Source organism: Marinomonas sp. AWM4_232, assembly GCF_056158325.1.
The window spans coordinates 4,073,454-4,087,923 of sequence record NZ_JBSWTA010000001.1 but is presented as its reverse complement, the minus strand read 5'-3'; the positions used below and the strand labels follow the sequence as shown (position 1 = coordinate 4,087,923).

The 14,470-nt window shown below is 45.1% G+C and carries 16 protein-coding genes; 13 read left to right on the top strand and 3 right to left on the bottom strand.

Annotated elements, in window-relative coordinates; translation table 11 throughout:
- The first annotated feature begins 9 nt into the window (after window positions 1–9).
- The 13 genes from ACXAC1_RS19410 (at window position 10) to ACXAC1_RS19350 (ending at window position 10,924) form a co-directional block, all read left to right on the top strand.
- Window positions 10–894, top strand: a complete 885-nt coding sequence (locus tag ACXAC1_RS19410; RefSeq protein WP_475063691.1) for a cobalamin-binding protein — start codon at window positions 10–12, stop codon at window positions 892–894.
- Between the two features lie 40 nt (window positions 895–934).
- Window positions 935–1,876: a FecCD family ABC transporter permease gene (locus tag ACXAC1_RS19405; protein WP_475063866.1), complete on the top strand. Its 942-nt coding sequence runs from the start codon at window positions 935–937 to the stop codon at window positions 1,874–1,876.
- Window positions 1,876–2,640: an ABC transporter ATP-binding protein gene (locus ACXAC1_RS19400; protein WP_475063689.1), complete on the top strand. Its 765-nt coding sequence runs from the start codon at window positions 1,876–1,878 to the stop codon at window positions 2,638–2,640. Before ACXAC1_RS19405 ends, ACXAC1_RS19400 begins: the two co-directional genes overlap by 1 nt.
- 15 nt (window positions 2,641–2,655) lie before the next feature.
- The gene (locus tag ACXAC1_RS19395) at window positions 2,656–3,048 is read left to right on the top strand and encodes a nucleoside-diphosphate sugar epimerase/dehydratase (RefSeq protein WP_475063687.1); all 393 of its coding nucleotides are present in this window, start codon (window positions 2,656–2,658) and stop codon (window positions 3,046–3,048) included.
- Window positions 3,049–3,599: 551 nt separating this feature from the next.
- A complete protein-coding gene (locus tag ACXAC1_RS19390) occupies window positions 3,600–4,607 on the top strand; it encodes an amidohydrolase family protein (protein ID WP_133560056.1) in 1,008 nt (335 codons plus the stop codon).
- 10 nt (window positions 4,608–4,617) lie between these two features.
- On the top strand, window positions 4,618–5,295 hold the full coding sequence (locus ACXAC1_RS19385; protein WP_475063685.1) for a 4-carboxy-4-hydroxy-2-oxoadipate aldolase/oxaloacetate decarboxylase: 678 nt from the start codon (window positions 4,618–4,620) through the stop codon (window positions 5,293–5,295).
- Complete coding sequence (locus ACXAC1_RS19380) at window positions 5,288–6,358, top strand: 4-oxalomesaconate tautomerase (RefSeq protein ID WP_475063683.1); 1,071 nt, start codon at window positions 5,288–5,290, stop codon at window positions 6,356–6,358. Before ACXAC1_RS19385 ends, ACXAC1_RS19380 begins: the two co-directional genes overlap by 8 nt.
- Before the next feature lie 37 nt (window positions 6,359–6,395).
- Window positions 6,396–7,268 (top strand): amidohydrolase family protein, encoded by an 873-nt coding sequence (locus ACXAC1_RS19375; RefSeq protein WP_475063681.1) that lies wholly within the window; start codon window positions 6,396–6,398, stop codon window positions 7,266–7,268.
- A gap of 26 nt (window positions 7,269–7,294) precedes the next feature.
- Window positions 7,295–7,654 carry a protocatechuate 4,5-dioxygenase subunit alpha gene (locus ACXAC1_RS19370; protein WP_475063680.1) on the top strand — a complete coding sequence of 120 codons (360 nt, stop codon included), beginning with the start codon at window positions 7,295–7,297 and terminating at the stop codon, window positions 7,652–7,654.
- The gene (locus ACXAC1_RS19365) at window positions 7,654–8,493 is read left to right on the top strand and encodes a class III extradiol dioxygenase family protein (RefSeq protein WP_475063678.1); all 840 of its coding nucleotides are present in this window, start codon (window positions 7,654–7,656) and stop codon (window positions 8,491–8,493) included. The genes ACXAC1_RS19370 and ACXAC1_RS19365 overlap by 1 nt, the downstream gene beginning before the upstream one ends.
- Before the next feature lie 201 nt (window positions 8,494–8,694).
- Window positions 8,695–9,042, top strand: a complete 348-nt coding sequence (locus tag ACXAC1_RS19360; protein ID WP_475063677.1) for a protocatechuate 4,5-dioxygenase subunit alpha — start codon at window positions 8,695–8,697, stop codon at window positions 9,040–9,042.
- Window positions 9,042–9,896, top strand: coding sequence for a class III extradiol dioxygenase family protein (locus ACXAC1_RS19355; RefSeq protein WP_475063675.1), 855 nt, complete (start codon window positions 9,042–9,044; stop codon window positions 9,894–9,896). Before ACXAC1_RS19360 ends, ACXAC1_RS19355 begins: the two co-directional genes overlap by 1 nt.
- A gap of 173 nt (window positions 9,897–10,069) precedes the next feature.
- Complete coding sequence (locus ACXAC1_RS19350) at window positions 10,070–10,924, top strand: shikimate dehydrogenase family protein (protein ID WP_475063673.1); 855 nt, start codon at window positions 10,070–10,072, stop codon at window positions 10,922–10,924.
- Between the two features lie 45 nt (window positions 10,925–10,969).
- Here the strand turns inward: ACXAC1_RS19350 and ACXAC1_RS19345 are convergent, their stop codons facing one another.
- The 3 genes from ACXAC1_RS19345 to ACXAC1_RS19335 all read right to left on the bottom strand — a co-directional run bounded on the left by ACXAC1_RS19345 (window position 10,970) and on the right by ACXAC1_RS19335 (window position 14,357).
- On the bottom strand, window positions 10,970–11,968 hold the full coding sequence (locus tag ACXAC1_RS19345; protein ID WP_475063672.1) for an aldo/keto reductase: 999 nt from the start codon (window positions 11,966–11,968) through the stop codon (window positions 10,970–10,972).
- 78 nt (window positions 11,969–12,046) lie between these two features.
- On the bottom strand, window positions 12,047–12,994 hold the full coding sequence (locus ACXAC1_RS19340; protein WP_475063670.1) for a Gfo/Idh/MocA family oxidoreductase: 948 nt from the start codon (window positions 12,992–12,994) through the stop codon (window positions 12,047–12,049).
- Between the two features lie 148 nt (window positions 12,995–13,142).
- Window positions 13,143–14,357 (bottom strand): LysR family transcriptional regulator, encoded by a 1,215-nt coding sequence (locus ACXAC1_RS19335; RefSeq protein WP_475063669.1) that lies wholly within the window; start codon window positions 14,355–14,357, stop codon window positions 13,143–13,145.
- Between the last annotated feature and the right edge of the window lie 113 nt (window positions 14,358–14,470).

Genomic DNA, 14,470 nt, shown 5'->3' with positions numbered 1-14,470 from the left:
ATGTAATGCATGTTTAAAGCGACCTCCGCGTTTATTTTTACAGTTTTGTTTTTCTATGTCAGCTCCGTTTGGGGGAGTTGTGTAATAGATGATAGAGAGCGTGAGGTTTGCTCGAATGCCCCTGTGACGCGTATTGCAGCGTTGTCACCGGGGGCAACGGAATTGGCATTTGCTGCGGGTGCTGGTGACAAGGTAGTCGCAGTGGTGTCGTTCAGTGATTATCCTCCAGCGGCACAAGAAATAGAGTCCGTGGGCAGTCCCAGTCGCTTGGACCTTGAACGCTTACTGGCCCTGAAACCTGATCTGATCCTAGCATGGGGAACCGGTAACCCCAGCGAGCAAATCTCGACATTATTGCGGTTGGGAATGAAAGTGTTCTATGTTGAACCCCATTCATTTTCGAGCATTGCACAAGACATTAGAGACATTGCTCAATTAGCTGGCACAGAAGCCTCTGGTGATGTGGCGACAAGCGCTTTTCTAAAGGGAATTTCAGATCTTAAAACGCAGTATTCTCAAAAACCACAAGTTCGAACTTTCTACCAAGTATGGGATAAACCTCTGATGACCATGAATGGTCAGCATTACATCAATCAGGTTGTTGAATTATGCGGTGGCATCAATGTGTTTTCTAAATCACCACGTTTGATCCCACGTTTAAATAAAGAAGCAGTGTTGATCGAAAACCCTGAGGTTGTCGTAGCAGGAGGCATGGGTGAACGTAACGCTCATTGGCTTGAAGGATGGCGCGCTTTTCCAGAGTTAATGGCAACCAAGCAAGGAAATCTTTTTTTTGTCCCCCCATCATTACTGCAGCGTCCTACACCCCGACTATTAGAGGGTGCAAAGATGTTATGTGAGAAGCTCGATTTGGCTAGATCACGACGAGGTTAATTTGAACATTAAACTGTCTCATAGCTCCGTACTGCTCCTGATGCTTTTGCTTGCCATCGTGGTCGTAGTGTTTTCTCTTTCTCAAGGAAGTGTTGCCTTAACTGTTTCCGAGGTTGCATTAGCATTGCGATCAGAAGGTACTTACCTAGCGCAAACGCTGATTTGGGATCTTCGAGTACCAAGAGTTATGGCAGCGTTTGCTACAGGTGCTTTGTTGTCCCTCGCGGGAGCATTAATGCAAATTTTATTACGTAATCCATTAGCTGACCCCTATGTTCTTGGTATCTCCGGTGGGGCGTCTGTTATGGTGCTGAGTGCGATATTGCTGGGTGTAAGTGGTGTACTCTTGTCCGGAGCCGCTTTTATCGGAGCGGTCATATCGACGTTATTGGTATTCGGCTTGTCTCAACGAACAGGACAGACAACGCCTATCAGACTGCTTTTAACCGGTGTTGTTATTGCCGCTGGTTGGGGGGCGTGCATTACATTGATGTTGGCTGTGGCGCCGCCGCAAAAAATACCGGGTATGTTGTTTTGGCTAATGGGGGATTTATCCTATGCTCATACACCTTGGTTGGCTTGGGTCACGTTATTAGCCGTAATGGGCGTAATGATGCCGTTTGCTAAATCTCTGAATGTTCTCTCCCGCGGGCCATTACAAGCTGCAGCCTTGGGAGTGAATGTTACTTTGGTCGAACGTTTAGTTTTTGTGTTGGCAAGCTTGATGACCGCCGTTGCTGTCACGACAGCGGGCAGTGTCGGTTTTGTGGGTCTGGTTGTGCCGCATATGATGCGCTTGATATTAGGAAATGATCAGCGTGTGATTTTGCCTGCGGCGGCGTTAGCAGGGGGCTGTTTAGTAACCTTTGCTGATACCATAGCGCGAACAATCATTGCTCCTGAACAACTACCAGTGGGGGTTATGACGGCATTACTCGGTGTACCAACATTCCTCTTCTTATTGCGTAAAGGCCGTATGTAATGATGTTGTCAGCTGAGTTACTGGAACTTGATTTACCTAATCGAAACCAGCCTCCATTGTCTTTTGTTATGAATCCAGGCGAGATTTGGGGGATTTTGGGGCCAAACGGGGTAGGGAAGACGACACTGCTGCACACCCTTGCAAACCTGCGCAATAAACGCTCGGGTGAGATACTGCTTAATGGCCAAAATCTGCATGATTGTCAGCGTTTGTTCATCGCTCAAAATATGGGGGTGTTGTTTCAAGAACATCAAGATGGATTTCCGGCAACGGTACTTGAAACGGTTCTGCTCGGGAGGTTTCCCCATAATACCTCGAGCTGGCATAAGGACTCGGAAGAAGATATTGCTCTTGCGACTCTTGCCTTAAAGCAATTAGAGTTGGAGGCACTTGCTTCTCGACCGTTAAGCCAATTATCGGGTGGGGAGCGCCAGCGTACTGCCATTGCAGCCTTGTTGGTTCAAGCGCCAAAGATATGGCTCGCAGATGAACCAAGTAATCACTTAGATCTTCACCATCAAGTCGCGGTGATGACGATGCTATCCCAGCAAGCGTTGCAGAATAAATTAGTGGTGATGACCCTTCATGATGTGAATTTAGCGACCAAATGGTGCTCGCATGTGATGTTGCTATACCCTGATCGTCCCGCTTTAATGGGCAAGACTGAACAGTTGCTGACGGTTGAAAACTTAGAACCTCTGTACCAACAACCATTAGAACAAGGAAAGGTCAATGATCAACTGGTCTTTATACCATCCGTATAAGTCTTGGGAGAACCAATGGTGTGGTCAAAATGGCTTAAAAAGACGTTCCTTAGAACTCGTCAATCTCCCGTTAATGTCATCATCGTCGGCATAGATACTCCCAGTTATCAGTTAGCTCAGAAATTATTAGAGAGCAAAAAGGTGGCTATCATTGCATTTATTGACGATGAACCTTGGACCAATCGAACAGAACTACTTGGCGCCACAGTGCGTTATCCTAGTGATATGGCAGCGCTTATCATACGACATGAGGTGAAGCTAATCATCGATTTTGAAGGTACTGCAATGGTGCCTGATTCGATTCGAGAAGAGTTAAGCGGCTTAGGGGTAAACCAAGAAGTTATGGCATGCGGAGCACTTGTTGAGGACTGGGTCTATCAAGTCCTCACCTCTTTAGAAAAGTCCTAGAGCTTGAGTGCTTGTTCTACTTTGATCGTCAACTTGAATCCGCGTTTCACTTGCGTATTTGTTTGTATTAATTCCACTTAAAGGTGACTTTGCTAGCTAAGAACACGCTGCAAACCAAGGATGCTTTGCGCACTCGATTTTTATTGGCACCTCAAAAATGAATTAAACCGTGGCGCTTTAGATATGGAGTTCTTAGATGCTAAATATGTAAGATAATCTACGAAAAAGCTAAAAGAGTATTATACATTAAAAAATCAAATAAAAACAATGGGTTATATTGTTTTTATTTCTGTCTGATTGTGTGTCAATGTCTCGGGTACCCTTTCTTTATTCATTTTTAAAATGGGTATTGGAAAAAATGATTTAGCAGCTATCTCAAAATGCAATACATATAGTTTGAAAATGAAATAGCCAAAATATGCTCGCCCTCTAATATCTCTTAGATAGATAAATAAGCCAACTAGGAACATTATTATCTGCTTTAAGATGAATGTGTTTTCTGGTCGCTTCATACATCCAATAATAATAGAGATATGTAAGAGAGCAGCAACATGATTATAGATTGCCATGGTCACTATACAACCACCCCACCTGCAGTTGGCGAATACCGTGATAAGCAGAAAGCGTTGGTAGCAAAAGACCCACTAGCTAAGGGTGAAAAAGGTACTATCCACGTTACTGATGATGAAATTCGTGAAAGTATCATTAATAACCAACTACGTTTACAGCAAGAGCGTGGCACGGACTTAACGATTTTCTCTCCACGTGCAAGCTGGATGGGACACCATGTTGGAAATGAATACACCAGCCAATACTGGACTGAGCACCAGAACGATTTGATCCGTCGTGTGTGTGATCTGTTCCCAGAAAACTTTGTTCCAGTGGCTCAGCTGCCTCAATCTCCAGGTGTTGATCCTGCGAAATCTGTTCCTGAAATTATTCGTACCGTTGAGGAAATGGGTTTCATTGGTATCAACCTTAACCCTGATCCGTCTGGCGGTCATTGGGATGGCGCTCGTCTGTCTGATCGCTCTTTTTACCCAATTTATGAAAAGATGTGTGAATACGATATCCCAGCGATGATTCACGTATCTGCGGCTTGTAACTCTTGCTTCGATACGACTGGCTCTCACTACCTAGGTGCAGATACGACTGGTTTCCAACAGTTAATGATGTCTGACGTATTCAAAGACTTCCCAGATTTGAAGATCATCATCCCTCACGGCGGCGGCGCAGTGCCTTATCACTGGGGGCGCTTCCGTGGTCTTGCACTAGACAAAGGCTTTGATCTAGAAGAGAGAGTATTGAATAACATCTACTTCGATACGTGTGTTTATCACCAACGTGGTATTGATCTGCTGCTAGACATTATCCCGACTAAGAACATCTTGTTTGCATCGGAAATGATTGGTGCGGTACGTGGTATCGACCCAGAAACCGGTCATTACTTTGATGACACGAAACGTTACATCGATAACAACACTGTTCTAACTGCGGAACAGAAACAAGACATCTTCGAGAACAATACTCGTCGTGTTTTCAGCCGTCTAAAAGTTTAAGGAATGAGTCATGCGAGAGAATGTTGTAGTTCAACACATTGAACGTGCCGATCAGGCAGTCATTGACGGTTTGGCAGAATGTGGCGTGGCGACGATTCACGAAGCTCAAGGTCGCGTTGGCCTGTTGGCTCATTACATGCGTCCGATTCAGCAAGACAAAGCCGTAGCAGGCTCTGCGATCACTATTTCTGGTGCCGCGGGTGATAACTGGATGATGCACGTTGCGATTGAGCAATGTAAAGCCGGTGACATTTTGGTTTTTGCGCCGACATCGCCTTCATACCACGGTTTCTTTGGTGACTTGCTAGCGACGTCAGCGCAAGCGCGTGGCGTGGTTGGTTTGGTGATCGATGGCGGTGTGCGTGACACTCGTGACCTTCGCCAAATGAACTTTCCGGTTTGGTCTAAAGCGGTTTGTGCCGAAGGTACTATCAAAGAAACGCTTGGTTCAGTAAACGTTACCATCGTTTGTGCGGATCAATTGATCAATGCGGGTGATGTTGTGGTTGCAGACGATGACGGTGTGGTAGTTGTTCGCCGTGAGAAAGCGGCTGAGGTTCTAGAGCTGGCCCGTAAGCGTATGGGCAACGAAGAAGCTAAGCGTGTTCGTCTAGAAAATGGTGAGCTAGGTCTCGATATTTATAACATGCGCCCACGCCTAGAAGAAAAAGGCCTGAAGTATGTCTAAGGGTATCGAATGCATGTGGATGCGCGGAGGTACGTCGAAAGGGGCGTACTTCCTTGCGGATGCTTTGCCAAGTGATGAGCAAGCGCGTGCGGATATCCTGCTACGCGTAATGGGATCGCCTGATGCGCGTCAAATTGATGGCATGGGTGGTGCCGATCCTTTAACGTCTAAAGTTGCGGTGGTCAGTAAATCCGATCGTGATGATGCAGATGTTGAATACTTGTTTTTACAAGTATTCGTTGATCAAGCTGTCGTCACTGATGCGCAAAATTGCGGCAATATTCTTGCTGGAGTTGGCCCGTTCGCAATCGAACGTGGGCTAGTTGATCCCGTAGAAGGTGAAACGGAAGTGCGCATTTTTATGCGTAATACCGGCCAAATCTCTGTTGCGCGAGTGCAAGTGCAAGACAAAGAGGTGGTCTACGAAGGTGATGCTCGTATTGATGGCGTGCCTGGTTTCTCTGCACCGGTTCCAATTACCTTTAAAGACACAGCAGGCTCTAGTTGCGGTGCTTTGCTACCCACGGGTAATGCAGTGGATGTCATTGATGGCATCGAGTTAACCATGATCGATAACGGCATGCCGTGTGTGGTGATGCGTGCAGAAGACATGGGCATAACAGGACAAGAGACTCGTGAAGAGCTGGAGGCCAATGAGGTACTTCGTGCCAAACTCGAGTCTATTCGTTTGCAAGCTGGTCCTTTGATGAACCTTGGTGATGTCAAAGAAAAGTCCGTGCCCAAGATGACCATGGTGTCCGCGCCTTCTAATGGTGGTGCAATCTCTACTCGTACGTTTATTCCTCATCGCTGTCATGCAACGATCGGGGTATTAGGAGCGGTGAGTGTGGCAACGGCTGCGGTGTTAAAAGGTTCGCCAGCCAATGCGTTGGCAACGTATGATGCGGCATCACGTATGACACTCGATGTTGAGCATCCGACAGGTTGTATGACCGTTGTACTGGACCAAGATGAGCAGGGTGATGTTAGCTCAGCGGCATTGTTGCGTACGGCACGAAAGCTGTTTGATGGCAAAGTATTTGTACATAAGAACGGCTTATAAGCCGTTCTTTTAACAAGAATTAAATAGGTATTAAAAGATGGACAAAGATTATCTTCCATTTCATCCCAACCCAAGTAAGCCTGCTTACAAAGCACCTGAAGGGGCTGTGGATGCACATTGTCACGTATTTGGTCCAGCTGATCAGTTCCCATACCACCCAAAGCGTAAGTACACGCCATGTGATGCTTCTAAGGATCAATTGTTTGCGTTACGTGATCATCTAGGTTTCTCTCGTAATGTTATTGTTCAGGCATCTTGCCATAGTACTGATAATGCCGCTTTAATCGATGCACTAAACGCTGCTGGCGAGTTAGCACGTGGTGTGGCATTCATTGATGACTCGTTTACTCTTGAGCAATTAAAAGAGTTTCATGACGCTGGCGTGCGTGGTGTTCGCTTTAACTTTGTTAAACGCTTGGTTGATAGCACGCCAAAAGAAGTGTTTTTATCCATCGCAGAAAAAGTGAAGCAACTGGGCTGGCACATTGTTGTGTACTTTGAAGCGCCCGATCTTGAAGAGCTGATCCCTTTCTTAAAAGAATTGGGTACAACGATTGTCGTTGATCACATGGGACGCCCAGATGTTGCGAAAGGCGTTGACCATCCAGACTTCCAGCGTTTTGTGGATTTCATGGCTGAAAACGACAATGTTTGGTGTAAGGTTAGCTGCCCAGAGCGTCTAACGCTTCAAGCACCTGATTACTCAGATGTTGTACCATTCGCTAAAACCTTAGTTGAGCAATTCCCTGATCGTGTTCTTTGGGGAACAGACTGGCCGCATCCAAACATGAAATCACATGTGCCAGATGATGGTCATTTGGTTGATGTAATTCCTAAGATTGCAACGACTGAAGCACTTCAGCAGAAACTTTTAGTCGATAACCCAATGAAGCTTTATTGGGCTAAGTAAAACGATAAAAATAATGAGGTCACCCTATGGCGACTAACGATAAACGCGAATTTCCAGGAACGTATCTTTTTAATGGCGAAATGGCTAAAAAAGGATATGGGCTAAATAAAATGTGCTTCTCTTTTAATAATCAAGAAGCACGTGATGAGTTTAATGCTGATCCTGATGCATACTGTGAAAAGTATAAGCTGACAGATGTTCAGAAACAGGCAATTAAAGATAAAGATATTATTGCTTTATTAAGAGAAGGCGGCAGTATTTACTACTTGGCGAAATTCGCGGGACTTCTGAAACTTAATATGCAAGATATCGGTGCTTTGCAAACAGGCATGAGTGTTGAAGAGTTCAAAGCTATGCTTGAGAAAAACGGTCGAGGAGAAGTGTAATGGCTAAAATTATCGGTGGTGTGACCACTTCTCATATTCCAGCGATTGCGAATGCAATGGCAAATGGCCTGGAAGAAACGCCGTATTGGAAGCCATTTTTTGATGGTTATCCGCCAGTACGAGATTGGCTTAATGAACAAAAGCCAGATGTCATCATCCTTTTCTACAATGATCATGGTTTAGAGTTCTTCATTGATAAGAAGCCAACCTTTGCTATGGGTGTGGCTGATGAGTATTACAACTCTGATGAAGGTTGGGGCATTCCAACTATTCCACCCGTGACAGGTGAGTCTGAGTTGTCTTGGCATATTGCCAACAGTCTGGTTGAGGATGGTTTTGATATGACGATTTGCCAGGAAATGAAGGTAGATCATGGTCTTACAGTACCTCTAAACCTGATGTGGCCAGGTCACAACTACGGCCATGTAAAGGTGATTCCTGTTTGTATTAATTGTGAACAACACCCTATGCCTCAGCCAAAACGTACCTTGGCGCTAGGTCAAGCAATCGGTCGTGCGGTCGAATCTTTCGAGGATGACCTAAAAGTTGTTGTGTTCGGTACAGGCGGCATGTCACACCAATTGGATGGTGAGCGAGCAGGCTATATTAACCGAGCGTTTGATATTGAATGTTTAGATAAATTGGTTTCCGACCCTGAATCCCTAACACAGTATTCAAACTACGATCTCGTAGAGTTAGGTGGAGCACAAGCGGTTGAGCTTAATATGCTAATTGCAATGCGAGGTGCTTTATTGGGTGAAGTGACCGAGTTGCACCGTAACTATCATGCCCCTATTTCAAATACAGGATCAGGGCTGATGCTGTTAGAAAATAAATAATCAATAAATTTGATTATCTAAAAGCCGCCATTAGGTGGCTTTTTTATTATATAAAGTATAACTTTTTTGAATATTCCTTCCTGTAAAAGCAATATGTACTCGCCTTTTAAATAGATGTAAGTCAAATTTCTTATTCTCAGTTCAATTTATACTCACTTTTATGAGTTGTTATTCAATAAGAATATATTGCAGAGGTGAAAAATGGCTAGTCAAGACAGTATTCCCGGAACCATAATGTTAGATGGTCCTATGGCGACTAAGGGCTACCCCTTAAATAAGATGTGCTACTCGTTCAATAATGCATCCGCACGAGACGAATTTAGGGCAGATGAAGAAGCATATTATGAAAAGTTCAAGCTAACCGAAGCACAAAAGCAGGCGATGCGTCAACGTGATGTTATTGGCATGCTTGAAGCAGGCGGCAGTATTTACTACCTGGCTAAGTTTGCCGGCATTCTGGGTTTAAATGTTCAGGATGTGGGCGGGTTACAAACTGGCATGACCACAGATGAATTTAAAGCGTTCTTAGTTAAGCAAGGGGAAGTGTAATGGCAAATTTACTTGGTGGTATCGCTACGTCTCATATACCAGCTATCGGTATGGCTATGGACAAAGGCCTTGAAGAAACTCCCTATTGGAAAGATTTCTTTGATGCTTATCCCCCGGTACGCGATTGGCTTTACACACAAGAACCAGATATCGCTATTATTTTCTACAACGACCATGGTCTTGAATTCTTCCATGATCGTAAGCCTACGTTTGCTATCGGAGCGTCAGAACTTTATGAGAATGCCGACGAAGGTTGGGGAATTGCAGAAATTCCACCCGTAACAGGTGAGACAGAGCTATCTTGGCACATTGTGAATCATTTAATTGAGCACGATTTTGACATTACGGTATGCCAAGAAATGAAGGTAGATCATGGCTTAACTGTGCCGCTGACTTTGATGTGGCCAGGCCATAAGTACGGCCATATCAAAGTGATTCCTGTGGCGATTAATTGTGAGCGTCACCCGATGCCCAAACCGAGCCGTTGTTACGCATTTGGTCAAGCCATTGGTGATGCGGTTCGATCGTTCGCTGGCGATCAAAAAGTGGTGGTAATGGGGACTGGAGGTCTGTCACATCAGTTAGATGGCCAGCGAGCAGGCTACATTAACAAACCCTTTGACCTCTATTGCATGGATAAGATTGTCAATGAGCCAGAGTTATTAACCCAGTTTAGTAATTATGAACTGGTTGAAAAAGCAGGGGCGCAAGGTGTCGAGTTAAATATGTGGCTAGCCATGCGTGGGGCATTGGAAAATGAGGGGGCTTTGAAGGAGCTGCACCGTAGTTACCATCTGCCAATCTCTAATACTGGGGCTGGATTGCAGCTGCTTGCAACTGACAACGCACGATAAATTATCTATAATTTTCAACATACATAACGGTCGAACTTGTCATACTCATGAAGGCGTACCTTGTATACGCTTTCATCACTTCTATAAAATTTTGTACCACACTTTTTTGTATAGATAAGCAAAAGTGAATACATGTCTTTTTGGGATATGTGACGCATTCAAAGGTAACGTATATGCAATTTATTGGTCTTATTGGTCAGAGTATTTCTGCTTCCCGTTCTCCATCACTTCACAATATGCTAGGTGAGCTTAAGCATCTATCCGTAAGCTACGAGCTTCAGGAACTGGATAGCTCTGCTGTTGAGGCGTTTACAGAACGTTTATCTCTCATCCGTGATAAGGGGTTTATCGGAACGAACGTTACTTTTCCGTTTAAGCAGATTGCTGTGGACAGTGCAGATGAAGTCAATGACTCCGTAAAAAAGGTTGGATCAACCAATACGTTGCTGCTTAAGGATGGCAAAGTCTGTGCCTTTAATACTGACTACACGGGGTTTATCCGTGGCTATCGTACGCGTTTAGCAGACCAGTCTGCGGGTAAGGTATTGATGATTGGAGCAGGTGGCGTTGGGCGCGCTGTTGCCTTTGGCTTGTTTGAGGTTGGTGCAACAGAGCTGTTCATCACGGATTTGAATGTTGCTGGGGCCGAGGCGCTGGCCCAGTCTTTGAGCGATGCTGGCTACAAAGCGACAGTGATTAGCGCTGATGAAATGGCGGATGTTGCGAAGAGCGTTGATGGTCTGGTGAACTGCACACCAGTTGGCCATTACAAAACCCCAGGAAACCCATTGGCAGCGTCGGCATTTGGTGCTCAGAAGTGGGCTTTCGACGCGGTATACACACCACTTGATACCGAGTTTCTAAAAGCAGCGAACGCTGCTGGACTAACGATTGTGTCAGGTTTTGATCTGTTCTTTTATCAAGCCTTGGATGCGTTTGAAATTTTCACGGGCGTTCAGGTTGATGATGTGACACCTGTGTGGAATCAGTTTCGTGAGAAATATGACGTTGTCAGTGAGTTAATCTAGAAGTAGCGGTTCTGCTGACAAGCTACTCCTAGACTAATGCCACAGTTAGAATTGCTTAGAATCAAACTGTTCGGTATCGATTTCTTTTTGTTGTGCGTCGTTGTAACGCGTACCGCTGACATTGGTTTGATTGATCATGTTATTTAAATCGCTTAACTGGCTTTTAGAAAGCTGAACGTCGGTTGCGCTTAAGTTATCGCTCATGTGCTTCACAAAGCGTGTACCTGGAATAGCAACAACGTGATCACCTTGATGAAGTACCCATGCCAGAGCAAGTTGTGCTGGTGTGCAGCCAATTTCATTTGCCATGCCAATGAAATCATTTAGAAGGGCTAAGTTGTTAGGGTAGTGTTCGCTACTAAAGCGAGGCATGTTTAGGCGGATGTCGCCTTGCTCCAATTCCTCTGCACTTTTCACCGCGCCAGTCAGGTAGCCACGAGCAAGTGGGCTGAAAGCAACAAAGGTTACGCCAAGCTCTTTAGTCGCTTCTAGTGTGGCGATCTCAGGGTTACGAGTCCAAAGAGAGTACTCGGACTGCAAGGCAGTGATGGGCGCTTCAGCATGTGCTTTACGTAACGTTTCAGCAGAGACTTCAGATAAGCCAATGGCGCCGATTTTACCCTCTTGGACTAGGTCGTTGAGCGCTCCAACACTTTCTTCAATCGCTACGTTTGGGTCTTTACGGTGTAGGTAATATAGGTCAATGTGCTCAACGCCTAATCGTTTAAGGCTGTTTTCACACTGCTGTCGGATATTGTCTGGGCGACCATTGATTTCTTTTTTGCCATCAACGATGGCCATACCGCACTTGCTGGCCAAGAACAATTCGTTGCGAAGGTGTTTAAGTGACTTGCCAACTAAAAGCTCATTTTTGCCACCACCGTATAATGTGGCGGTATCAAAGTGACGGTAGCCCATGTCAAAGGCTTCATGTAGTGCTTTGACCGCCTCTTCTGCGGCAACCGGTGAGCCATATGCATGCGATAGGTTCATGCAGCCAAGGCCGATGCTAGGCGTCAGTAAATTTGGGTGCTTATTCGACATTTTCCTTGCCTCATTATTGGTCTGTATAAATGAAAAAAGCAGGGCAAATGGCCCTGCTTTTGAATCACTTGTCGGTGCTTAGTCTTCTAGGCACAGTTCAAGCTTATGTAGTGTTTCCATTGCATCGATTGCCTGAGTGACACAAGCATTAGGTGCGCGGCCTTCTTCGATTGCAGCAATAAACTCGCGATCTTGCAGCTCGATACCGTTGTTAGATACTGCTACGCCAGAAAGGTCGATCTTGTTATCGTTGCCGTCGTATAGATCATCGTAGCGAGCAAGGTAAGTGCCATTGTCACAGATGTAACGGAAGAACGTACCGAATGGACCGTCATTGTTAAAAGATAGAGACAGTGTACAGATTGCACCGTTTGGTACTTTCATGCCAATGCTCATGTCCATAGCAATGCCGAGCTCTTCGTGGATAGGGCCTTGAAGGGCCTGTACTTTAGAAGCGACTTCGCCAGTTTGGTATTGGAATAGATCAACAGTGTGGCAAGCATGGTGCCATAAAAGGTGATCTGTCCAAGAACGAGCTTGTCCTAGCGCGTTTTTGTTAGAGCGACGGAAGAAGTACGTTTGTACATCCATCTGTTGAACTTTTAGTTCACCTGCTTCGATCTTGTTGCGAATCCATTGGTGAGAAGGGTTGAAGCGGCGAGTGTGGCCAGCCATTGCCACTAGACCAGTACGCTTTTGTACTTCAACGACTTTGCGAGCGTCTTCAATGTTGTCTGCCATTGGGATTTCAGACATCACGTGTTTACCGGCTTCCAAACATTGAATCGTTTGTGCGGCATGCATTTGTGTAGGAGTTGCCAAAATAACGGCATCAACGTCGTCACGTGCTAGTGCTTCAGCTAAGTCGGTAGTGTAGTGTGGTACACCACGCTCCTCAGCAAACGCTTTGATGGCGTCAGGTTTTGTGCCTACAACAGATACCACTTCAGAGCCTTCGATGGCTGCAATGGCGTCCATGTGTTTCATACCGAATGCACCAGATGCACCTGCAATACAAATTCTCATTAAATATCTCCTAACCGTTGTCTTGTTATTCAGTGGAGTTCTTCGACTCTTAACGTATGGACATCAATCTAACATCGACGGCTCAAATGATGTAATTCGTAAACCAACAATGATATTTAAAAAAAAGATAGCTATACCTTTTAAAGAGTTACCTGAACTGATCACAAATCTCTCTCAGAACACTTAAAAAATGCGACTGAGTAATGGTTGCTAGCCAGTTTTTCCTGACGCATAGGCCTATTGGTCGGCGCGTATGCTCTAGCGGATAGGATAAGATTTTGAGTAACCCTAAATCCAACTCGCGTTCCATTTGATGCCTTGAAATCAGTGTTAAACGATCGCTGCCTAGCAAAAGTTCACGGATAAGAATTTGTGAACTGGACTCAACAATTCGTGTTGGTGGCGTGCAATCGGCTTGGTCAAATAGTGCTTTAAAAGCGGTTCTGGTTGGCGTACCAGAGGCTGGAACAACCCACGCGCAGTTTGCGAGGTCTTCTGCCGTCACTGTTTCCAATTGTAGTAACGGATGATCAGCGCGACAAATAATGGATAACGGCGGATTCCAAAGTTCTTCTTGTATCACATCATCCGCAGGGGCAGGGTAGCGTAGCGCGCCTAACACGATATCGATGTCACCATGACGCAAGTGATGCAGTAAATCAGGGTAAGGTCCTTCAATCACGTTGACGTTAACGTCTGGGTGTTGATCACCAAAACGCAGAATTGATTTAGGTAAAATCGTTGTCCTTGCTAAAGGCATGCTGCCCAGTGAAATGGTTGAAACGTCTTTGTATTGCAAGGCATGGATTTCATAAATGCCCTGGCGTAGCTCATTAAACGCAAGTTTCGAGGCTTTGGTTAACGCTTTTGCTGCATCTGTAGCATTGATTCCGGTATTGGTTTTTTCAAACAGGGCGATGCCTAGGAGCTTTTCTAAGTCTCGTGCGGCTCGATGCACACTGGATTGCGATACCCCCAAATTGCGACTGGCTATACTAAAGTTCTGTACATCACACACTGCAACTAACGCTTTTAATTGGGTTGTACTGATTTGGACCATTACATTTGAGGACAGGTTTTCCCTTAATGAAGGGTCCCTTAGCAAATCTAGGATTGATTGCTGAAGATAATCTAGTGCGCGGATCACTCGTTTCTGCCATAAACAGCCTGATGCTGTAGGATACATGCCGTCTGAATGCCTTTCGAATAAATGCGTTTCCAGATGTTTTTCTAATTTTGCAATGGCTTGTGTGATGGCAGGCTGAGATAGATATATCTTCTCAGAAGCTCGAGTAATACTCTTAAGTTCACATACGGCTATAAATGCTCGTAAATGACGTAGATTAGGAATCTGCGTTTCCACGACTTACTCCAGTTATTATTTTCAATCAACTATATCAAAAGTGAATACAGTATATAAAGCAACCATTTTATAATTTAAGTTATCTACTCATGCTTAATTTGATTGGTTTTATC